The organism is Dactylosporangium roseum (assembly GCF_025264685.1).
In the GTDB taxonomy this organism is placed as follows: Bacteria; Actinomycetota; Actinomycetes; order Mycobacteriales; family Micromonosporaceae; genus Dactylosporangium; species Dactylosporangium roseum.
This window is the reverse complement of record NZ_CP073721.1, coordinates 2,465,240-2,486,562: the sequence shown is the minus strand read 5'-3', so window position 1 is coordinate 2,486,562 and position 21,323 is coordinate 2,465,240. Positions and strand designations below refer to the sequence as shown.

12 protein-coding genes are annotated in these 21,323 nt (G+C 73.3%); 11 read left to right on the top strand and 1 reads right to left on the bottom strand.

All coding sequences use genetic code 11. The features are described 5' to 3' along the window. Window positions 1–82 precede the first annotated feature (82 nt). From eccCa to Drose_RS12270, 3 genes are read left to right on the top strand one after another with little or no spacing between them, the layout of a single operon-like run. Window positions 83–4,081 carry a type VII secretion protein EccCa gene (gene eccCa / locus Drose_RS12280; RefSeq protein WP_260728302.1) on the top strand — a complete coding sequence of 1,333 codons (3,999 nt, stop codon included), beginning with the start codon at window positions 83–85 and terminating at the stop codon, window positions 4,079–4,081. A gap of 53 nt (window positions 4,082–4,134) precedes the next feature. Next, complete coding sequence (locus Drose_RS12275; RefSeq protein WP_260728301.1) at window positions 4,135–4,767, top strand: hypothetical protein; 633 nt, start codon at window positions 4,135–4,137, stop codon at window positions 4,765–4,767. A 17-nt stretch (window positions 4,768–4,784) separates the two neighbouring features. Next, window positions 4,785–6,500, top strand: coding sequence for a WXG100 family type VII secretion target (locus tag Drose_RS12270; protein WP_260728300.1), 1,716 nt, complete (start codon window positions 4,785–4,787; stop codon window positions 6,498–6,500). A 66-nt stretch (window positions 6,501–6,566) separates the two neighbouring features. Here the strand turns inward: Drose_RS12270 and Drose_RS12265 are convergent, their stop codons facing one another. After that, on the bottom strand, window positions 6,567–7,709 hold the full coding sequence (locus Drose_RS12265; protein ID WP_390891435.1) for a S8 family serine peptidase: 1,143 nt from the start codon (window positions 7,707–7,709) through the stop codon (window positions 6,567–6,569). Between the two features lie 288 nt (window positions 7,710–7,997). Here Drose_RS12265 and Drose_RS12260 point away from each other — a divergent pair, with 288 nt between their 5' ends. The 8 genes from Drose_RS12260 to Drose_RS12225 are packed head-to-tail and all read left to right on the top strand — an operon-like array spanning window position 7,998 to window position 21,304. After that, complete coding sequence (locus tag Drose_RS12260) at window positions 7,998–8,393, top strand: YbaB/EbfC family nucleoid-associated protein (protein WP_260728298.1); 396 nt, start codon at window positions 7,998–8,000, stop codon at window positions 8,391–8,393. Continuing rightward, window positions 8,393–8,722: a hypothetical protein gene (locus Drose_RS12255; RefSeq protein ID WP_260728297.1), complete on the top strand. Its 330-nt coding sequence runs from the start codon at window positions 8,393–8,395 to the stop codon at window positions 8,720–8,722. Before Drose_RS12260 ends, Drose_RS12255 begins: the two co-directional genes overlap by 1 nt. Window positions 8,723–8,757: 35 nt before the next feature. After that, window positions 8,758–18,096 (top strand): WXG100-like domain-containing protein, encoded by a 9,339-nt coding sequence (locus Drose_RS12250; RefSeq protein ID WP_260728296.1) that lies wholly within the window; start codon window positions 8,758–8,760, stop codon window positions 18,094–18,096. Beyond that, entirely contained in the window at window positions 18,089–18,829 is a 741-nt protein-coding gene (locus Drose_RS12245) for a hypothetical protein (protein WP_260728295.1), read from the top strand. The genes Drose_RS12250 and Drose_RS12245 overlap by 8 nt, the downstream gene beginning before the upstream one ends. Then, entirely contained in the window at window positions 18,822–19,409 is a 588-nt protein-coding gene (locus tag Drose_RS12240; RefSeq protein ID WP_260728294.1) for an HD domain-containing protein, read from the top strand. Before Drose_RS12245 ends, Drose_RS12240 begins: the two co-directional genes overlap by 8 nt. Beyond that, window positions 19,406–20,302 (top strand): SUKH-3 domain-containing protein, encoded by an 897-nt coding sequence (locus Drose_RS12235; protein ID WP_260728293.1) that lies wholly within the window; start codon window positions 19,406–19,408, stop codon window positions 20,300–20,302. Before Drose_RS12240 ends, Drose_RS12235 begins: the two co-directional genes overlap by 4 nt. A gap of 4 nt (window positions 20,303–20,306) precedes the next feature. Further along, complete coding sequence (locus Drose_RS12230) at window positions 20,307–20,819, top strand: DUF6301 family protein (protein ID WP_260728292.1); 513 nt, start codon at window positions 20,307–20,309, stop codon at window positions 20,817–20,819. Then, on the top strand, window positions 20,816–21,304 hold the full coding sequence (locus Drose_RS12225; RefSeq protein WP_260728291.1) for a TY-Chap domain-containing protein: 489 nt from the start codon (window positions 20,816–20,818) through the stop codon (window positions 21,302–21,304). Before Drose_RS12230 ends, Drose_RS12225 begins: the two co-directional genes overlap by 4 nt. Window positions 21,305–21,323: the final 19 nt, after the last annotated feature.

The following is a 21,323-nucleotide window of genomic DNA, read 5'->3' as shown; positions in this document are numbered from 1 at the left end:
GTGTGCTGGTACCGGTCTGACGCATCGACGCATCGGACCGGATCGAATTCCGCGGGGCGTTCTACGGGGAGGATGAGCTCAGTTGAGCACTGTCGTGCGCCGGAGGCCGCCGCGCCGGCCGGAGCCCGAGTATCCGTCGGGAGAGGTGCTGCTCGAGGCGCCCCCGGAGGTGCCGGCGCCGACAGGTCGCGGCTGGGCGCAGATGCTCATGATGATCCCGATGCTGGCCGGGTCGGGCTCCATGGCGCTGATGTTCGCCGGGCAGCGGGGCGGGCCGCTGGCCTACCTGACGGGCGCCATGTTCGGCCTGTCCGCCGTCGGCATGCTCGCCTCGCAGTTCGGGCAGAACACGGGGCCCGGCCGGCAGGAGATGCTGCTGGCGCGGCGCAACTACATGCGCCATCTCGCCCAGCGGCGCCGCCAGGTGCGCAAGGCCGCCCAGCGGCAGCGCGCCAGCCAGCTCTACCGCTACCCCGACCCGTCGTCGCTGTGGTCGATCCCGACCAGTCAGCGGTTGTGGGAGCGCCGGCCCGGTGACGCGGACTTCGGCATGGTACGGATCGCGCTCGGCCCGCAGGATCTCGCGACACCGCTCGTACCGCCGCAGAGCCAGCCTCTCGACGACCTCGACCCGATGTGTGCGGTCGCGCTGCGCAAGTTCATGGACACCTACGCGACCGTCGACGACCTGCCGATCGTGATGGCGCTCGACGGCTTCGCACGGGTCTACGTGCAGGGTGAGCCCGACCAGGCCCGGGCGCTCGCGCGGGCGGTGATCGCCCAGTCCGCCGCCTTCCACGCCCCCGACGACCTGCTCGTCGCGGTCTGTGCCGCGCCGGGCGGGCCGCAGGAGTGGGAGTGGCTCAAGTGGCTGCCGCACGGCCTGCACCCGTCCCGCACCGACGCGCTGGGCCCGCTGCGCCTCGTCGCACCCAACGTGCCCGGCCTGGAGGCGATGCTCGACGACGTCCTGGCCAACCGGCCCCGGTTCAACCCGACGAGCGCCGGCGACCGGCAGGGCGGCCCGCACCTCATCGTCGTGCTCGACGGCGGCGACGTGCTGGGCTCCGACCATCTCATGACCGACGGCGGGGTGGAGGGTGTCACGGTCCTCGACCTGTCGACCTCGCCGCCGCGGCTGCTCGACCAGGCGGCGCTGGTGCTCAGCATCGCACCCGGCGGCATGCTGACCAGCACGACGTTCGAGGGCAAGGCCGAGGTGGGCCGGGCCGACGGGCTCAGCCTGCCGGAGACGGAGGGTCTGGCGCTGCAACTGTCGCCGCTGCGCCTGTCCGCCGCGTCGCGCACCGAGCAGCGCACGGCGGGGACCATCGACCTCGCCGACCTGCTGGAGATCGGCTCTCCGGAGGACTACGACCCGGGCCGGCACTGGGTGCCGCGACCGCAGCGCGACCGGCTGCGGGTGCCGATCGGCTGGTCGCCCGACGGCACGATGGTCGAGCTGGACCTCAAGGAGTCGGCGCAGGACGGCATGGGTCCGCACGGCCTGCTCATCGGCGCCACCGGCTCCGGCAAGTCCGAGCTGCTGCGCACGCTGGTGCTGGCGCTGGCCGTCACGCACAGCTCCGAGGTGCTCAACTTCGTCCTCATCGACTTCAAGGGCGGCGCGACGTTCACCAAGCTGGACGTGCTGCCGCACACCAGCGCGGTGATCACCAATCTCGAGGACGAGCTGCCGCTGGTCGACCGCATGACCGACGCGATCAACGGCGAGCTGCTGCGCCGGCAGGAGCTGCTGCGCAAGGCCGGCAACTTCGCCAGCCAGCGCGACTACGAGAAGGCCCGCACCGCGGGCGCGTCGCTGGCGCCGCTGCCGAGCCTGCTCATCATCTGCGACGAGTTCAGCGAGCTGCTCACCGCGAAGCCCGACTTCATCGACATGTTCGTGCAGATCGGCCGGGTCGGCCGGTCGCTGGGCGTCCACCTTCTGCTGGCCTCGCAGCGGCTGGAGGAGGGCCGGCTGCGCGGCCTCGACACCCACTTGTCGTACCGGATCGGTCTGCGGACCTTCTCCGCCGTGGAGAGCCGCATCGTGCTCGGCGACGTCGCCGCTTTCGAGCTGCCGCGCTCGCCCGGCCACGGGTATCTCCGGTTCGGCACCGAGCCGCTGCGCCGTTTCCGGGCGGCGTACGTCTCGGGTGTGTACCGGCGTGACTCGTCGGCCGTGCTGGCGGCGTCGGGCGGCCCGCAGGTCCGCGACTACGTCAGCGGCTACATCGCCCCACCGGTGACCGAGGAGCCGGTGATCGCCGTCCCGGACGAAAACGCGGTCGGCGAGAGCATGCTCGACATCCTGGTCGACCGGATGCGCGGCAAGGGCACCCCGGCGCACCAGGTCTGGCTGCCGCCGCTGGCCGACCCGCCGACCCTCGACGCACTCATGCCGCCGCGTGCGCTGGACCCGGAGCGCGGCCTCAACGTCCAGGTCCCCGAGCTGCAGGGCACCCTGCACGCGGTGATCGGCATCGTCGACCGGCCGCTGGACCAGCGCCGCGACCCGGTGTGGTGGGAGCTGGCCGGCTCGGCCGGTCACGCGGTCGTGGTCGGCGGCCCGGCGAGCGGCAAGAGCACGGTGCTGCGGAGCCTGATCCTCAGCCTGGCGCTCACCCACACCCCGCGCGAGGCCCAGTTCTACTGCCTCGACTTCGGCGGTGGCGCGCTCGGCTCGCTGCGCGACGTGCCGCACGTCGGCGGGATCGCCACCCGCCTCGACCCGGGCGCGGTCCGCCGGACGATCGCCGAACTGCAGGTGCTGCTCGCCGAGCGGGAGCGGCGCTTCGCCACCGCCGCGATCGACTCCATGGGCACGTACCGGCGGGCACGCCGCGCCGGCCGGCACGCCGACGACCCGTTCGGCGACGTGTTCCTGGTGATCGACGGCTGGTCGACGATCCGGCAGGACTTCGAGGATCTCGAGCCGGCGATCAACGATCTCACCAACCGCGGCCTCACGTACGGCGTCCACGTCATCGCCACCGCGACGCGCTGGATGGACATCCGTCCCGCCATCCGTGACCTCTTCGGCAGCCGGCTCGAACTGCGGCTGGGCGATGCGAGCGACTCGGCGATCGACCGGCGCGCGGCGATGAACGTGCCGGAACGCACGCCGGGCCGTGGCATCGTCCCGGGCGGCCTGCAGTTCCTCGCGGCGCTGCCCCGTGCAGACGGGGGGCTACGCCCGGTCCCGGACGGTGACGCTTCGCCGGACCGACCCGGGCCGGGCCCGGCCGAAGACCTCGCCGACGGCGTCGAGAAGCTCGTCCTCGAGATCCGCTCGGGCTGGACGGCGCCCGGTGCGCCACCGGTGCGGCTGCTGCCGGCGCTGCTGCCGTACGAGAGCCTGCCGGTCACCGACAAGGAGATGGCCGGCATCCCGATCGGCATCGCCGAGTCCGACCTGCGCCCGGTGTGGATCGACCTGTCCACCGACCCGCACTTCCTGCTCTTCGGCGACTCCGCGTCGGGCAAGAGCGCGTTCCTGCGGGCGTTCGGGCAGGCCGTCGCCGACCGGTACACCCTCACCGAGGCCCGGATCATCGTGGTCGACTACCGGCGCAGCCTGCTCGGCGCGTTCGAGACCGAGCACCTCATCGGCACCGGCACGTCGGCCGAGACCGCGCAGGCGATCATGACCGAGGTCGTCCAGGTGCTCAAGGACCGGCTGCCCGGCCCGGACGTGACGATCGAGCAGCTACGCAAGCGCACCTGGTGGAAGGGGCCGGAGCTGTACGTGCTGGTCGACGACTACGACCTCGTCGCCGGCGGCAGCACCAACCCGATCGCGCCGCTGCTCGACTTCCTCAGCCAGGCGCGTGACGTGGGCCTGCACCTGATCCTGACCAGGCGCACCGGTGGCGCGAGCCGGGCCCTGTACGAGCAGATCCTGATGCGGCTGCGTGAGCTCGGCTCGCCCGGCGTGCTGCTGTCCGGCGAGCGCGACGAGGGCGCGCTGCTGGGCAACGTCCGCCCGTCGCACCAGCCGCCGGGCCGCGGTTACCTGGTCACGCGGAAGGAGGGTGGCCGGCTGATCCAGCTCGCTTGGCGGCCCCCACCTGGCTGACCTTCAGTACGATTGAGTCCGCTCGATGACATCGACCTTACGGGGAGGGTGAAATGCTGGACGACGACACAGGGGATCTCCCCGGTAACGACACCTGGGTGCCGGTCGACAAGTCGCCGATCAAGGTCAACGTCGAGAGCCTGCGCGAATACTCCACGCTGTTGTCCGACGAGGTCAAGAACGACTTCAACGTCAACCTCAAGCAGGGCGTCACCCCGATGATGCGGGTGCAGTCGACATTCGGCGGCATGGGCGAGGGCAAGCTCTACCGCGGCCAGCACGCCAAGTCCCTCATGGCCGCCGGCGCCATGCTGAAGGACCTGAGCATGGGTCTGGTCTCGCTCAGCCAGGCCGCCGCTTCGATCTATTTCGAGTACATCGGCGGTGACGACCTCAGCAAGGCGCAAGTCGACGACGTGTACGAGGCGTTCTACCCCACCAAGGGGCAGAAGACGGTGCAGGACGCCGTGAACGAGCAGCAGCCGAAGAACGGCCAGCAGGGCGACGGGACCGGGCAGAACCAGCCGATCGTCGACCCGAAGCAGCTCACCGAGCCGGCCATGCCGTCCGCGATGAACAACTGGGACGACTCGTTCGTCGTCGCCGAGGGCACCAACGGCGAATACGTCGTCAACGCCAACCAGAGCGACATGATCGACACGCCCGAGAGCCCGCTGAGGAAATAGACGGTGAGGGCCTGACGATGACTGAGCAGTACTACGGATACAACTACGTTCCGCTGCCGGCGAGCATCTCGCGGTACGACGACTACACCATCGCGATGGGTGACGTCGAATACGAGCCGACCAACTGGGACGACGAGAAGACCACCATCGACCTGATGTGGCCGTGGATCAAGGTTGACTCCGACGCCCGGGCGACGGCGTTGGCGGACATGTGGCGCCGCGTGCACACCTTGCTCGACAACACGGGGCAGCACCTGCGCCGGTACACCGACGCGCTCGCGGAGAACTGGAACTCCGACGCGTCGAAGGTCTTCCTCGAGCGGGTCGGCGCGACCCTCCACTCGATCGACGAGTGGAAGGAGGTCGCCACCACCAACGCCACCGGCCTCGACGTGCTGGCCTCCACGATCGCCTGGAACCAGAAGAACGCCCGGCAGATCTACCTGGAATACGTGCGGGCCGTCAACAACCCCGGCTCGGTCGAGGGCAGCGCGCCCCGGACGACGGCGGTCGGCAAGGGCGGCGCCATCAAGGAGGACGAGGACGACCGCAAGCAGCGGCTCCAGAAGCACTACACCGACAAGATCAAGCCTTACGTCAAGGACCTGGCCGACACGTACCTCCAGGTCTACTTCAACTACCTGACGTACGGCGGCCGGTTCAAGGGTCCGACGAACGCGGTCGTGGCGGTGCCGCCCCCGATGCACAAGGGCGGTCCGGGCGGTCTGCCGCCGATCCCGGTGCTGCCGCCGCCGGCCCGCCTCCCGGAGCGCCCGGACGTGTCCAAGCTGACCGCCCACCTGCCGAAGCCGGGTGAACTGCCGACGGTTGTGGACGGCGACCACAGGCTGACCCTGGCCGGCAGCACCGGCCTGCCCACGCTGCCGCAGGTGCCCGACCTGCCGAAGGTGGTCGGCCCTCCGCAGGCGACGCTGCCGCAGGTCACCGGCCTGCCGGTCCCGCCCGGCATGGGGTCCGGCCCGGTCCCGAGAGTCCCCGGCAAGCCCGGCGGCGTCAACCCCCGGCTCCCCCAGGAGCCCGGCACGCTGCGGCCGCCGCCCCCGATGGGCGGGCGCCCCAACCTGTCCGGCCAGCGGTCCCCGACGGCGCCGGGCGCGCCGCGGCCGCCGCTGCCCGGCCAGGGCAACCCGAACCTGCGCGGCGCGAAGAACCGCCTGCCCGGCGTCCAGGGCCCCAACCTGGCGGAGGAACTGCCACCCGGTTCCCGCACCGGCTCCGTTCCCCCGCGGCTGGGCGGCCGCCGCGGCGACCCGGTGGGCCACGGCGGTCCCGGCGGCCGTCCGTTCGGCGGACAGGGCACGCCGCCGGGCATGCGCGGCCGTGCGGCGGAGGACCCGGGCGACCGTCTCACCGGCCGGCGCCGACCGGGCATGCCGGTCGAGGACCAGGCGGAGTTGCGCCGCCAGACCGGCGGACGCCCGACGCTGGAGGGCCGCGGCGGCACCCAGCGCGTGTCGGGTCCGCTGCCGGCGGACGCGGGCCGCACCCCGACACTCCGCGGCCGCACCGGCGACCCCGCAGTCGACGGCCCGGCGAGCCGCCAGCCGGGGAGGCGTCAGGACCAGCACGGTTCGGGCTCGTTCACGGTCGGTAGCGAGGCGGTCACCGGCGAGGACGAACTGTGGGCGGTGGAGCGTTCCACAGACGGCGTGCTCGACGCACCGCGCCTCCCCCCGCCGGCTACTCCGGGCCCGGCGATCGGCCGCTCCTGACCCTTCGGCAAGGATCGTCCGGATGATCCGGAAGACGGTGCGTCCTCCGGATCATGCGGGTCCGCCTCAGCTCGATCTCCGGCGCGGCAGGGCGAAGAACACGTCCTCCGGCTCCTCGTCCGGGTCGTGCGGCACGCGACGGGGTCGCGGACGCTCACCGGGGCGCCAGCGCCGTGCCCGGCCGCGGCGGGCAGCGAACCGGAGCAGCGCGCCTCCCAGCGCGGCCATCAGCACGACCAGGCCGACGACGACCGCGGTCCGGCTCCAGCCGTCCCACGCCGCGAGCCGGGCCGCGGCCGCCGGGTCGTGCGCGACCGGCGGGATCGGGTCGGGCGTCGCCTTGTCGGTCGTGGGGAGCTGCTCGGTCACCGCACGGTACGGGTTCACCATGCCGTAGCCGAACTCCGGGCCGCGCACCTGGCCGGGCAACTGGTCGGACGTCACCTGCAGCCGCCGCGCCACGTCGCTGTTGCGCAACTGGGGCGAGAGCGACCACACGAGCGCGGCGGCGGCGCTGACGATCGGGGCCGCCATGCTGGTGCCCTTCCAGTATTCGTGGCCCCGCACCCGCGTCGCGGCGAGGACGTTGCCACCCGGTGCGACCAGGTCGACATACGACCCCACCTGTGACTCGTCGACCCGCGTGCCGTCCTCGTTGACCGCGCCGACGCCCAACACGCCGGGGTAGGCGGCCGGATACGAGGGCCGGTCGGCGGCCGGTCCACCCCGGGAACCCAACACCGGCGAGGCGGGCGCCGCGGGCTCCTTGTGGTGGTTGCCGACCGAGGCGACGACCAGGCAGCCCTTGGTCTTGACGGCGTAGTCGACGGCCTCCGCGACCACCGGGTAGTCGGCGTCCAGGGTGAGCGAGATGTTGAGAATCTTCGCGCCGTTGTCGGCGGCGTAGCGGATCGCCTGGGCGAAGACGCCCGGGGTCACCGCGGCACCGCTGCTGTTGTCGCCGTGCTCGGTGAGCCGCAGCGGCAGGATCTTCACGCCCTGTGCCAGGCCCTCGAACCCGATGCCGTTGACGTGCTTGGCCGCGATGAGACTGGCCACGGCGGTCCCGTGCGAGGTGCAGTCGAAGTCGGCGCCCGCCGCGTTGCGCAGGAAGTCGAAGCCCGGCAGCACCTGGTCCGCGAGCTGCGGATGCGCGGCGTCGACGCCGGAGTCGAGGACCGCGACCGTAACACGGTTTCCGGTGCTCATCGGCCAGACCCGGTCGGCGCCGAGCACCCGCTGCGTCCACGGCGTCTCCCGGACGACGGCACCCGGCTTGGCCGCGTTGCCGCACGCGTCGGCGGGTGCCGCACTCGCCGGTGCGGTGCCTGCGACAGTACCGGATGCCGCGCCGGACGCCGCCATCAGCGCGGCGAAGGCGGAGAACCAACGCGTGCGCCGCATGTCCGGACCCTTTCCGCTGATCGATACGTACTGGTGGCATATTGCCGATGTTGAGTATCGTACGGTTGGGCCAGTGGGGACGGGGAGGCCGCCATGGACAATCGCGCATTGCGCGCACGCGCCGACGAGTTGCTCGGCGAGCTCGACCGGATCCGGCTCGGCATGAACGACCTCGGTCAGCAGTTACGGCAGATCACAGCCATTGCGAAGTCGGACGACGGGTTCATCACGGCCGTCGTCGGCCCGCGCGGGCAGCTCATCCGGTTGGACATCGATCCCCGCGTCTACCGCCGCCCCGACTCGCGGCAGCTCGCGATCTCCATCACCAAGACGATCCAGGCCGCGACGCAGGACGCGATGGACAAGGTCGCCGAGGCCTGCAAGCCGTATCTGCCGGACGACCAGGTGCAGGCGCACCTACAGTTCGACACCGAAGGCATGAGCCGCCGGCTCGATGCCGAGCTCGACCTCAAGGACCTGGAGCGGTGATGGCCGAGAACACCGCAGTCAACCCCACCCAGGCGCTCAACGGTGCCGCGCAACTGACCCGCGTCGGCGACTCCATGCTGTCGCGCTGGCACGGGCTGCGCGCCCGCATCGACGCGCTCAACGGCGACCAGCCGTGGGGCGACGACGAGCCCGGCAAGCAGTTCAACAAGAACTACCTGGAGGGATCCCACCTTCCGGCCACCAACGTGCTCGACTCGGGCGAGAGCATGGTCGTCGCGCTCTCCAAGGTGGGAGAGCAGGTCAAGGAAGGGGTCGAAGGCACAGCCGACCTCGATGATCTGATCGCGACCTGGTTCCCGAAGAAGTGAGGCGCCCCACGTGGCGATGACACGGGGGAGCCGGCGTGTCCATTGAGAAGCCCTCGCTGCACCCGCTCGACTGGCTGTGGGACGCCATCTGCGTCATCGGCGCCGGCTCGGCCTGGCCGGAGGGCAACGAGGACAAGCTACGGGAGCTGGCGGAGGCCTGGCAGGAACTGGCCACCGAGCTCAACAACGCGCTGAGCACCGCCGACACGTCGGCGATGCAGGTCCTCACGAACTGGGGCGGCGACGCGGGCGAGGCGTTCAACACGTACTGGAACGCGCTCGCCGTCGGCCCCCAGAACGGCCTGCCGCAGATCGCCGACATCGCCATGAACTACTCCGCCGCCGCCGAGAACGCGGCGCTGGAGATCGAATACGCGAAGCTCGTCCTGCTCATCACCCTGATCGTCACGCTGATCACGGTGCTGATCTGCCAGGTGTTCGCCATCTTCACGGCCGGCGCCTCGGAGGCGGTGGCGGCGGCGTCGATCGGCGCTGCCCGTACCATCGCGCAACAGGTGCTCCAGCGGCTCGTCCAATGGCTGGGCAAGGGCATCATCCGCAAGCTGTTCACCAGGTTCGTGATCCACGAGACCCAGCAGGTCGTGTTCACGGTCGGCGCGGACTACCTGGCGCAGCAGATCCAGATCTCGGAAGGCTACCGGGACAAGCTCGACACCGAGCGTCTCAAGGGAAGCCTGTACTCCGCTCTCATCGCCGGTGCGCTCACGTTCCCGGTCAGCCTGGTCCACCTGCCGATCAACAACCGGTGGGGCCGGATGGGCGCCAACGCGGGTGTCCAGGCCCTGGGCAACGGCATCGCGCTGCCGATCTCCACGATGCTCACCAACGGCATCACGACGGGCGACTGGAGCTGGGAGAGCCTGACCAAGGGCATCACCCTCGAGTCGATCCTGTTCGGCGCCGCGGGCGGCGGCGGGATGGGGCTGATAGGCTCGGTTCGCAATCCGCGCGCGGGTGGTGCCGACACCCCCAGCCCCACCACCGAGCGCGCTCCCGGTGGCTCCGACGTCCCGGCCGGGACAGACGTCAGAGCGCCGGTGAACACCGGCGACTCCTCACCCGGCGGCGTGACCGGCGACACGACCGGCGTGGGAGGCGGCTCCGACGTCTCGACCACCGGATCGGGCGCGGACACCACCGGCGGGTCGCACGTCCCGACCACAGACACCGCGTCCGGACCGCACGTCACCACCGGCGACACGGGCTCCGGCTCGCACGTGGCCACCGGCGACACCGGCGCCGGCTCGCACGTGGCCACCGGCGACAACGGCGCCGGACCCCACGTCACCACCACGGACAACGGCGCCGGACCCCACGTCACTACCGGTGACAGCGGCTCGGGCTCCCATACCGCGACCGGGCCACGCGACACCGGCGGGTCCTCCACCTCGACCGGCGACCCGGTCACCCGCAACGCCGGCGGGCAGGACACGGCGGGGCCCGGCGGCCACACGTCGGTGCGCGGCACCAGCGAGAGCGCCCGCGGCGGCGACCCGGTCGTGACGACCGCCGACCGCTCCGCCGAGCCGGCGTCGGTGGCTTCGCGCGAGACCGGGCCGGCGGCCACCCACGAGGCCGGGCCGATGGTGCTCGACCGCGGAGTGCAGACCGCGGACCGGGGCGCGACCGACACGGCCCGCACCACGGACACGGCCCGCACCACAGACTCGACCCGGACAACCGACACCACCGGCACGGGCGAGCACACACGCACCGGCGAGCAAGGACGGACCGGGGAACAAGCACGCACCGGGGAAACCACGCGGACCGGGGAACAAGGACGCACGGGCGAGCACACACGGACCGGCGAGCAGGGACGGACCGGGGAACAAGCACGCACTGGGGAACAAGCACGCACCGGAGAGGCCGCGCGGACCGGGGACCGCAACGCCGGGTCGATCCGCGCGCCCGAGCACAGCCGACCGGCCGAGACCACCAGGCCCGGTGAGACGACCCGCGCCGGTGAGACGACCCGCGCCGGTGACAACGGTCAGCCCGCCGGCCCCAGCCGCGCCGGGGAGCCGGTCCGGGCCGGGGATCACGGCCGCGGCACGGAGCACGGGCGGTCTGCCGACCCGGTCCGTTCCACCGACAACGGCGGGTCCGCGGAGCGCGGGCGGCCTGCCGACCATGCCAGAACCGGTAACGACGATACGGTCGTGCCGGTGGTCCTCGCCATGCGCGGCGGCGACGAACTGCCCGCACGGCTCGGCGGTGGCGAACCACCCGCCGGCACCACCCACACCCGGGTCAGCGGGCACGACACCGCCGCGACCACCGAGCGCGGGCAGGGCGGCGCGCGGCACGACGACACGGCCACCGGCGGCGGCCGCGACGACGGGCCGCCGGGTGGCGGTCGCGGCGGTGACGACAACCCGCCGCCCGGCGACCGGCCCGGCGGCGACGGCCGGGACGATCGATCGAAGCTGTCGACGACCGAAACCGCCAACGGCACCCGCAGTTACGAGGGTCAGCCCCGGCGGTTCGACGGTGATCCGCAGAGCCGGGAGGCCCGGGAGGCGGTCACCCGCTCGGCCCGCGACCTGGCCGACAGCGTCAAGAAGAACATGGACGCCGAGGGGCTCGGGACCAAGAACCGGGTCCGCGTCGCCGGGGCGCTGCTGCGGCCGGACGACCCGACGATCACCAGCCACAGCAGTGCCCGGCCGATGCGGCACAGCGACGGTACGCCGCCGACGGACCTCAACGTGCACCCGGAGGCGAAGCGGGTGCTCGACGCCATCGCCGCCGACGTGGCGGCGGACCCGTCGAAGCGGCTCGGCCTCAACCACGGCAAGTGCGCGGAAGTGGTGCTGGTCTCCGACCACCTGTACCAGTTGGAGCGCCAGTGGCAGGCCGAGGGCCGGCCCGGCGAGTTCGCCGACTACGCCCGGACGCACCTGCGTGACGGCCTGGTGTCGACGCACTGGGTCGGGGACGGCAGCCGGCAGGAGCACGGCGACTACGCGCCGCCGTGCTCGTCCTGCGAGCCGTTCGTCCGGGACTTCGGCCTCCAGCCGATCGACCCGCACGGCACCGGCGCCCACCCGGCCGGCGAACCGCCGCCGCCCGGCCATCCGACGACGACCACGAGCCACGAGCCGCCGGCGAGCCTGGGGGCGCTCGGCGACGGGCGGACGCTCGCCGAGACGCGCCCCGCCGACCAGGTCGCCCCGCCGTCCGAGGCACACCAGCGGGCCCTGCTCGACGCGTTCCCGCGCGACGGGAACGGTCAGCCGGTACGGTACGCGGACCCGCGCGAGGGCGAGTGGGCGCACCGCGTCAACGACGGCGGCCCGCACGTGGCCGGCCGCGACAACAACTGCCCCGACGTGGCGCTGTCGACCCTCGCCGCGCACTACGGCGACCCGACCGTCGCCGGGTTCATGCGTGATCCGGCCGCCGCGGGCGAGCCCAACGGCGCGACCCGGATCGCGGAGTGGACGCGCGGCACGTGGACGCTCGACGGCCAGGACGCGAGTGCGCTGTCCCGGGTCGCCGACCACCTGCTGGAGGCCGGCCCCGACGCGGCGGCGGTCATCGCCGTCCGGTGGGCCGACACCGGCGAGGGCCACGCGTTCAACGCGATCAACAAGGACGGCACGATCGTCTGGACCGACCTCCAGCGCGGGGTGATCTCCGACACCGGGCCGATCTTCGACCGCAACATCGACGGGGTCTGGCACATCGCGCTCGACGCCAACGGCGAGCCGCACGTGTCCGTGCACGACCCGGCCCGGATCGCCGCCCCGCACGACACCACGTCCGGCGCGCCGGTGCCGCGTGCCGACGACCTGCCGGCGCCCCGGCAGCCGGTCGACGACCTGCCCGGCGGGCCGCACACCGACGACCTGCCGCCGGGCGGCGACCACGACCCGGGCGGACCGCCGCCGGGTGAGACCGGCACGTCGCGGACGCCGCCGGACGGTCCGAAGTGGAGTGAGGACAACCTCACGCCGACGGGCAAGAAGGTCCCGCTGCTCGCCGACCCGCTGTGGGTGGACGAGCAGGGCAAGTACCACCTGCCCGGCGACCCGGAGGACACCTTCCGCACCGTCACGGGGCAGCTCAAGTCCGGCAGCGAGTACGTCAAGGACTGGCGCGCCGGGGAGCAGTCGGGCGTCTCCGTCATCGCGGAGCAGGGCACGGCGTCACCGCACACGCTGTCCCACGACGCGACGGTCCCGGCCGGGGACAGCGTCAGCGCGATCCAGCACGCCACCCAGGAGTGGCACGTCGCCAACGACCGCATCCTGGAGCTGGACCCGCAGCGCCGCGTGCTCATCGACGAGGTCAACGCGCTCGTCGGCGACGACGGTGCCGACCCGACGTTCAAGCCGAGCGACTTCAACAGCAAGAACCTCGCCGGCACCCTGGACCAGCTCCGGGCCGTCGGCGTCGACCGGCAGACGATCGGCGACCTGCGGCGGCTGTCGGAGGACCTGAGCGCGGCGTACGCGGACCGCACCCTGGCGGTCAGCGAGATCGGCATGCGCGGCGCGCTGGACGTCGCCCACCGCACGCTGCACGGCCCCGACGTCCCACCGGAGACCGTGCACATCTTCGGCGACGCGACCGGTGTCCCGAAGGCGCACGAGCTCGACGTGATCGGCCTGCGCTGGGACCCCGCCGACGTGGAGCACAGCCGCCTGGTCCTGTGGGAGGCCAAGGGCGGCACGGGCGAGCTCACGACCCGCCTGGTCGACGAGGGCCGGGTCATGCAGGGCACCGCGCCCTACCTGAAGTGGATGCTCGAGCACGACCCGACGATGCGGCGGCTCTACGCCGAGATGCCCGGGCTCGCCGACGCGATCCGCAGCGGCACGCTGCGCGTCGAGTACCACAAGGTGACGCAGGAGCTGTTCCCGCGCCTGGACGGCCCGGACCCGCAGGGCCGCCCACGGATCGACATCCCCGACCGGCCCACCACCCAGGTGCGGCCGTTCCAGATGACTCGCCCGGACAACACGTTCCGCCCGGGCGAGTTGAACCTCCTGCCCCCGGATCCGGGCCAGAGCCCGCCGGTCGACCTCGGCGGCCGGCACGAGCCCCACCAGTACGATCCGGGCCGGCCGATCCCGGTCGAGGCCGCCGACGGCGGACGGGTCTGGACGTCGCACCTGCCGGCCGAGCTGACCCGCACCGGCGACCCGGCGGCCCGGCACGTCCTCGACGAGCACGCCGGCAACCTGCTGCGGGCCGCGGCCGACCCGCGCCAGTGGGTCGACGGCCAGCCGCCGCGGATCGAGCTGGTCGCCGAGTACGGCGTCGACGCCGTCACGGCCCGGCACCTCGAGCACCTGAGGCTCGACTTCGCCCACACCGCGCCGGACGGCTCGCCGGTTCACCAGCCGCGGATCACCGTCGTCGGCCCGCGCGACCACGGCGCCCCGATCCGCCTCGAGCCGGCGATCCGGCTGCAGGACGGCCGCGACGGCGTGCCGTACCTCGACGCCGCCCAGCGCGCGCGGCAGGAGGTGCGGATCGTCGACGGCCTGCTGTACGACCAGCGCGGCATCCCGCTGCACGGGCACTACATCTTCGCGACCGACCCGCACACGCAGGGCATCCACGCGATGGAGTGGGTCGACGGCGGCCGGATCGGCGCGAAGCACTCGACGCTGCTCGCCGGCGGCGACGTGCTGGCGGTCGGCGAGATGAACGTCGTGAACGGCCGTGTCACCATGGTCGACAACAACAGCGGCCACTACGTGCCGACCGCCGAGCACGTCGTCCGGCAGCGGGAGGTGCTCGCCGGCCGCGGCGCCGACCTGTCGCGGCTCGAGGTCCGCGTGACGGGCGCCGACCCCACGCCGTACAGCATCACGCGTGGCGACACGGCCTTCGCGCGGGCGCTCGCCGAGCTGGACCGGCCCGGTGAGATCCCCGGGGTGGTCCGGGTCGAGCGGGTGTCCACCGTCAGCCCGGTCATGGAGCGCGGCGGCAGTCGGTCGGTCGTCCGGGTGACGCTGGCCGACGGACGGACGGTCGACGTCGATGCCCGGGCGGTGCACGAGTTCCTGCGCGCCGCGCGCCCGGAGGGGCCCGACGCCGGGCACTTCTCCCCCGACCGGCGCTCGTTCACCTCGGCCGAGGACCTCGCGCACCAGGGCGCCGACCTGCTCCGGGACCGCATCGACAGCGCGCTGCGCGGCCCGGACCCGGCGCACGAGCCCGCCGCACCGGCCCGCCCGGACCGGGTGCTCGCCGACCTCGACCGGGCCCTGGCCGGCCGGCTCGGCGAGCCTTCGCTGCTCGACGGCGGCCCGGTCCCGCCGCCCGGCGAAGGGCACACCGCCGTCGCGGCGGTCCGTGCCATGTCGGACGAGCAGATCCGGGCCGCGGTCGACACGGCCGGCCTGCCGGCGGACCGCGCGGCGCACCTGACCGGCGATCTGCTCGCCCGCCGTGACGCGGTCCTGCGGGCCTACGAGAACCCGCCGCTGCCCGAGGAGATCCGGCGGATGACGGACGCCGTCCAGCTCGACCTCCGGCAGGGGATGACCGGCCGGGAGCTGTACGACGCGCTGCGCGAGCAGGTCTACCGCAAGACGCACGACTTTTCGACGGGCATGACGATCCACGAGGCGGCCCGGGCGCTCGACGCGGCGCTCCAGGCCGAGCGCGGGACGCCTGGCGGATACACCCGGATGCTCGAGGACTACCTCGCCACCCCGGCGGGGCGCGGCCACCACGACGCCTCGGTCCGGCTGGACCTGGCCACCAGCCACCGGCCGTGGTCCGATTCGAGCGCCGGTCCGTTCCGCGAGCCCGACCCCGCGTTCGTCGACCGCGAGACCGGCGGTCACGGCGCGGGCTGGGCACCGGACCAGCGGGACGCGATGAGCCGCTACGCGGGCACCGGCGGCTCCGCGATCGACGGCTATCTGCACTCCGGTGGCGCGGAGCACGGCGGCAGCCGCGCCGACGCGTTCCGCATCCAGGACGCGATGCGCCCGTCGCCGGCCGACCTGCGCCTGCACGGCGGCACGGACCTGCGCCGGCTCGGCGTGGACAGCGTCACCGACCTGCCCGGCCTGGTCGGTGCGGACCTGTCGGTGAGCGGCTTCACGCGGCTCTCCGCGGACGAGCACGGCACCTCCGGCGGTGACGTCCGCGTGGTGGTGGAGGCACCTGCCGGTACCCACATGGCCTGGATCGGCGCCGTGGGCGAACACACCCGCGGGGACACGCTGCTGGCGGCCGGCACCCGGATGCACGTGACCGACGTGAGCCGGGTCGGTTTCGACTTGTACGAGATGCGCCTGCGCGTCGACGGGTACGAGGATCCGGCGGCGCTGTCGGGCCGGCTGCACGAGCCGCCACCGCCGCCGCCGGACGACCACGGCCCGCACCGGCCTCCGGACGACCTGGGCCGCACCAACGAGGACGTCTGGCGCAACGGCGGCGACGTCCCGATGACCCACGCCGAGGTCGACCGGCTCGCCGGCCTGATGGGCATCGACCTCACCGGCGTTCGGGTGGAGCTCGTCACCGACCCGGCCCGGATCCGGATGCTCGACGAGCGCGGCCTCTCGGCCACCACCCCTGTCCACGAGGGCGGCCGGGTCGTGCGGCTCGGTCCCGCCGCGTTCGCCGACCGGGACACGCTCGCCGCGACGATCGCGCACGAGTACACGCACGTCGAGCAGCTCCGCGGCGGTGTCCGGGTCACCGGCAACCTGCGGGCGCAGCTCGAGCGGGAGGCGTTCGCGAGTGAGGGGCCCGCGCTGGATCGGCTCAGGGCCCGGCTGGAGGATGAGGCGTATGGTGATCCGCTTCTCGGTGGAGAAGATCTTCGATCTGCCGAGCCGGGAGCTGCTGGTGTCGGGCCTGCCGCTGCATGGGGTGATCGAGCCGGAGATGGTGCTCGGGGATGGCACCGGGGCGCGGACGAAGGTGCTGGCGGTGGAGTTCCAGAGCCCCGCGGACCGCAGGACCGGACAGGTCACGCTGGTCCTGGAGCGTACGACGCCGAGCCCGGTCTCGCCCGGGACGGTGCTGGTGGTGGAGGACACCCCGAGGATCGAGTACGAGTACCTGGCGATCTATCCGACGGCGGAGCGGATCCCGCCGGCCGAGACCCTGGTCTGCGCGGAGCGGACAGTTGGGCAGGACCGTTCGACGAGGTTCGACCGGGCCTTGTGGAGCTGGCGCTTCGAGGCGACCTCGGCCAGCTCCCCGGGCAGCGCGGACCCGGCACGGACCCGGGTGGTGTCCCGGACGGAGGCGGAGCGCATCGCCAGGGAGTTGGGCACGGCACTGCCGGACGAGACGGAACTGCGCCGCCTGATCCTCGATGGGGAGGCCCGGGAGCGTTCCCGCCGCCACCCGAGCTGACTCGGCCGATCGGGCCGCCGGGGCCCGACGGGCGGTACACGGTGCCCGACGTCCAGCAGTCCGTCGCCGACCGGGTCGGCCCGCACTCGCCGGAGCTGTCCTCGGTGGTGCGGCAACTGGTCGCCGACCCGCACGCGCTGAACGTCACCAACTCGCTGCGCAGCCCAGTGCTCCACGAGCGGGTGATGGGCACCGTCGAGGAGCTGGCCCGCGGTGACGCGATGCGGCCGTACGGCGGGGTCGACCTGCCGGGCTTCCTCGCCGACCATCCCGGCCGCGGCCCGCTGTACGAGCAGGTCGCGCACGAGCTCAACCACGCCGCGGACGGCCGGACCCGGCTCAGCGCCTACGTCGAGGAGATGAAGGCGGACGACCGGACGGCGCTCGAGGCGGGCGCGACGCCGTCGCCCGCCGAGCGGCAGGCCGTGGAGGACTACGCCCACCGCCTCCGGCACGCGGTCAAGCCGGCGGTCGACGGGGAGCTCGCGCCGATCGTCGCCATGCTGCGGGAGGAGGCGGACGGGCCGGTCGACTACAACAGCCGGCCGAAGGACGCGGACGGCCTGGTCGACAAGGTCCGGCGGATGGCCCGCGGCCGCCCGGGCGACGCCGGGCGCGGCCAGTACCGGGTCGGTGACATCGTCGACGCGGTCGGCGCCCGGATCACCGTGCCCGACATGGCGAGCCTCCAGCGCGCGCTGACGGCGGTCGTCCAGCACTTCGGCGTCGGTGCCGGCGGCCGGATCGTCGAGATCGACAACATGTACGCCAAGCCGAAGTCGAAGAACCCCGCGTACCGGGTGATCCCGTTGGTGATCGGGACCGAGATCGAGGGCCGGCGGTACGCGTTCGAGCTCCAGTTGACCACGCTGCGCGCGTCCGTGGCCGCCGACATCGAGCACAACTCCCTGTACAAGCCGTATATCGTGCTGACGGACGACGAGAAGCAGGCGGTCCGGGAGGCGCTCAGGGAGGCGGCCGCCCGGGACCAGTTGGAGATGACGGATGGGTGACGGGGCCGAGCTCACGACGGTCTACGTCTTCCGGCTCGGCGAGGCCTACGACGACCTGGAGCCGGTGTTCTCCGTCGACGGTCGGGACTACGCCGACCCCGCGGCGGTGCGCGCGGACGTGGAGGCCGCCTCGCTCGCGCTGCGCGAGCGGCGGCTGATCGCCGACTACGAGACGTCGCAGGCCGGTCCGGGCACGCCACGGACCGGGCTGCCGTCGTGGCAGCAGTGGCGGGCCAGGCACATCGAGGGCGGCACGCCGATCGGCGTCCGGCCGCTCCCGGAGCACCAGGCGACCCCGGTCGGCTGGGACGCCATGGGGCGCTGGCTGGAGCAGTCCCAGCGGTGGCTGCGCGAGCAGCTCGCCGGCGCCGCCGGCGCGGTCGCGGGCGGGCGGGTGACGCTGTTGTCGGACCCCGGGCCGCAGCGGGTCGGTCGCGCGTCGGTCGACCTCGCCGAGGAGCAGTTCCGGGTCGAGTGCGGCTACGCGGTGATCCCGCCGGCCGGGCAGCCGGTGCCGGAGACGCTCCAGGCGGTCGCGCGGTGGCTGCGCGGGGCCGGGTGGGCACTGGGTGAGCCGCTGGAGAAGCCCGCCTCGACCACCGTCGTCGCGACGAACGCCGGTCACGAGATCGCGCTCGTCTGGCGGCACCGCAGCACGGCCGTGTCGCTGCTGGGCACCTCCCCCACGGTCGACGCGACCTGGTTCGGCAAGGACGGTCCCGCCGATGCCTGAGACGTTCGACGGGTCGGTGGGCTGGCCGGCGCTGCGGCAGCGCTTCGCCGACCGGCTTCCCGCGCAGACCCTGGCCGGCCTCGACGAGGCGGTCGCGTTCGCCGCCGACCGCCACGGCGACCAGCGCCGCCCGGCCGGCGAGCCCTACGTCGAGCACCTCCTGGAGGCGCTACAGGTGCTCGTCGACGCCGTCGGGGATCGCGACCCGGACACGCTGCGCGCCGCGCTGCTGCACGACGTCGTCGAGGACACCGGCACCACCCTCGACGAGGTGCGGCAGCGCTTCGGGCCGCGCGTCGCCGAACTGGTCGGCTGGGTGACCAGGACCCCCGGCACCGACCGCGCCGCCTACCTGGCACGGCTGCGGCAGGCGCCGGCCGAGGCGATCGACGTGAAGCTCGCCGACCGGCTCAGCAACGTGCAGCGGCTGCGGACCCATCCGCGGCCGGAGAAACGGGCGTCGTACTACGGGGAGACCGTCGCGACCGTCGTGCCGCTCGCCGCCGGCCGGCCGTGGTTCGAGGAGTGGTACCGCCACTGGCAGCACGACCACGCCGACCTCGCGGAGGATGGGTCATGAGCACGGTCGAGTCGGACCTGCCGTTCCGGTTCGTGGAGCTGGGCGCGGACACCGGTGGCCGGCTGGTCGCCGGTGCCTTCACCCCGCAGGATCCGCGGTTCCACCGCACGCTGCGCTACCTGCGCAGCGCGCCGTCCGTGATCCGGGACGAGGCCACGAAGGGTCCGGACGTCCTCGATCCGCGGCATTCGGCGGTGGTACCGCGGGGCTACCGCACCGACGGCGTCTGGATCTGGCCCCTGGCGCTGGAGTACTACCTGGAGCACCACGGCGTCGCGCCGCCCGGTGCGCTGGCCGACCTGATCGTCCAGCGCGGCTTCTGGAGCCCGCGGGTCCACGCCGACCGGGTCGGGCAGGCGCACCAGGCGCTGCTGCGGCGGCAGCCCACGCCGTTCGAGCCTTCGGCCCCGATCCAGTTCCGCTTCCCGCCCGACGTCTACGATCTGCTGGTCACCGTCGGCTGGGCGCCCGGCCGGGACGTCGGCCCGGTGATCGACGCGTGGTGGCCCCGCGCCGCCCCCGGGCAGCACGACCTGCCGGCCGACCTGGTCGCCGCCGGGCGGTCGGTCCTCGCCGAGTTCGGCGGCCTCGACTACCCGGTCTACGGCTACACCGGCGACTGGCGGGTCGTCGGCTTCCAGCTCTTCCCCAACGGCGACCCGGCCGACCCGGCGCGGCTGGCCGGCGCGTCCGCGCGGGGCGGGCCGCTGTTCGCGCTCGGCACCGTGCCCGAGTGGAAGTGCGAGATCGTGCTCCACCCGGGCCTCGGCGTCGGCACCGCGGGCGACGTCGAGCGGTACCTCGGCCGGGACATCGACGAGGCACTGACGTCGCTGATCCGTGGCCGCGCCCCGGCCGCGGCACCACGGCCGTCCGGCGGTTGGTTAGGGTAGGCGCATGTCGACCGAGCCGCACCAGCCGCGGACACTCACCGCCGAGCAGGTGCAGGCGGTGAGCCGCCGGATGATCTCGGTGGAGCCGCTGCTGCACACCGCACCGGCCGATCGGGTGCTGGAGCGGCTCGGCTGGGCCAGGTGCGAGGACGACGGGGACGACCGCACGGTCACCGCCGACCCGGGCTTCGACGTGGCCAAGTGCCTGTCCTACCTCGACCTCGATCGGGACGGCACGGTGTCGAGGCTCTCCACCGGGCTCTGCGACAACCTCCCGCTGCGCACGCCCGGCCGCGCCGAGCTGCACCGCGACGCGTTCGCCGTCGCCGCGCGCGCGCTCGCGGAGTCGTTCGGCCCGCCGCACACGACCGAGATGGGCGACAACCAGTCCATCCTCACGTGGCGGCTCGGCGACGCGGTTCTGGAGCTCGGCCTGAGCCGGTTGACCGTGCGGCTGGCCATGCTCCGCACCGCCGAGTACGACCGGCTCGTCGCGCTGTCGGAGCACGAGCAGTGACCGACGACGGGTGGGCGCAGTTCGCTCGCGCACTGACCACCGAGCTGGCGCGGCTGCCGGAAAACGCGATCATCGTCCTGCACGAGCGCGGGAAGCCCTGGCACCTCGCCCAGTTCGTGCAGCGGGCCGGCGACCCGGCCGGCGGCGACCGGCGCATCGGCTACCTGCGCGCCGAGGTCGGCGGCGACACCGTCGACGCCGAGGGCACCACCCGTCCGAGCGCCCGCAGCACCCGGATGCTCGAGGCGCTGGGCTGGCACCCGGCCGACCCCGACGACACCAACTGGTGGCAGGAGCTCACCTGGCCGGCGACGACCGCCGAATACGACCGACTGGTCGACGCCGTGGTCACCGTCCTACGCGACCTCAACGAGGTGGACCGCCCGGCCGACCTGGTCTACCGCTCCTGGGAGCCGTCCGGCCTCGACCGGACGCTGCACCTGCCCGGCGTCGCGCCGAAGGACGGCGACCCGGACCCGGCCTAGAGCCCGGCCAGAGGCCGGC

Excerpts from the sequence above, each read along its gene's own strand:
- Drose_RS12245 (WP_260728295.1), top strand. The coding sequence starts at position 18,089 with ATGGGTGACGGGGCCGAGCTCACGACGGTCTACGTCTTCCGGCTCGGC.
- Drose_RS12275 (WP_260728301.1), top strand. The coding sequence starts at position 4,135 with ATGCTGGACGACGACACAGGGGATCTCCCCGGTAACGACACCTGGGTG.
- Drose_RS12260 (WP_260728298.1), top strand. The coding sequence starts at position 7,998 with ATGGACAATCGCGCATTGCGCGCACGCGCCGACGAGTTGCTCGGCGAG.
- Drose_RS12240 (WP_260728294.1), top strand. The coding sequence starts at position 18,822 with ATGCCTGAGACGTTCGACGGGTCGGTGGGCTGGCCGGCGCTGCGGCAG.
- Drose_RS12255 (WP_260728297.1), top strand. The coding sequence starts at position 8,393 with ATGGCCGAGAACACCGCAGTCAACCCCACCCAGGCGCTCAACGGTGCC.
- Drose_RS12265 (WP_390891435.1), bottom strand. The coding sequence starts at position 7,709 with ATGAGCACCGGAAACCGTGTTACGGTCGCGGTCCTCGACTCCGGCGTC.
- Drose_RS12270 (WP_260728300.1), top strand. The coding sequence starts at position 4,785 with ATGACTGAGCAGTACTACGGATACAACTACGTTCCGCTGCCGGCGAGC.
- Drose_RS12230 (WP_260728292.1), top strand. The coding sequence starts at position 20,307 with ATGTCGACCGAGCCGCACCAGCCGCGGACACTCACCGCCGAGCAGGTG.
- Drose_RS12235 (WP_260728293.1), top strand. The coding sequence starts at position 19,406 with ATGAGCACGGTCGAGTCGGACCTGCCGTTCCGGTTCGTGGAGCTGGGC.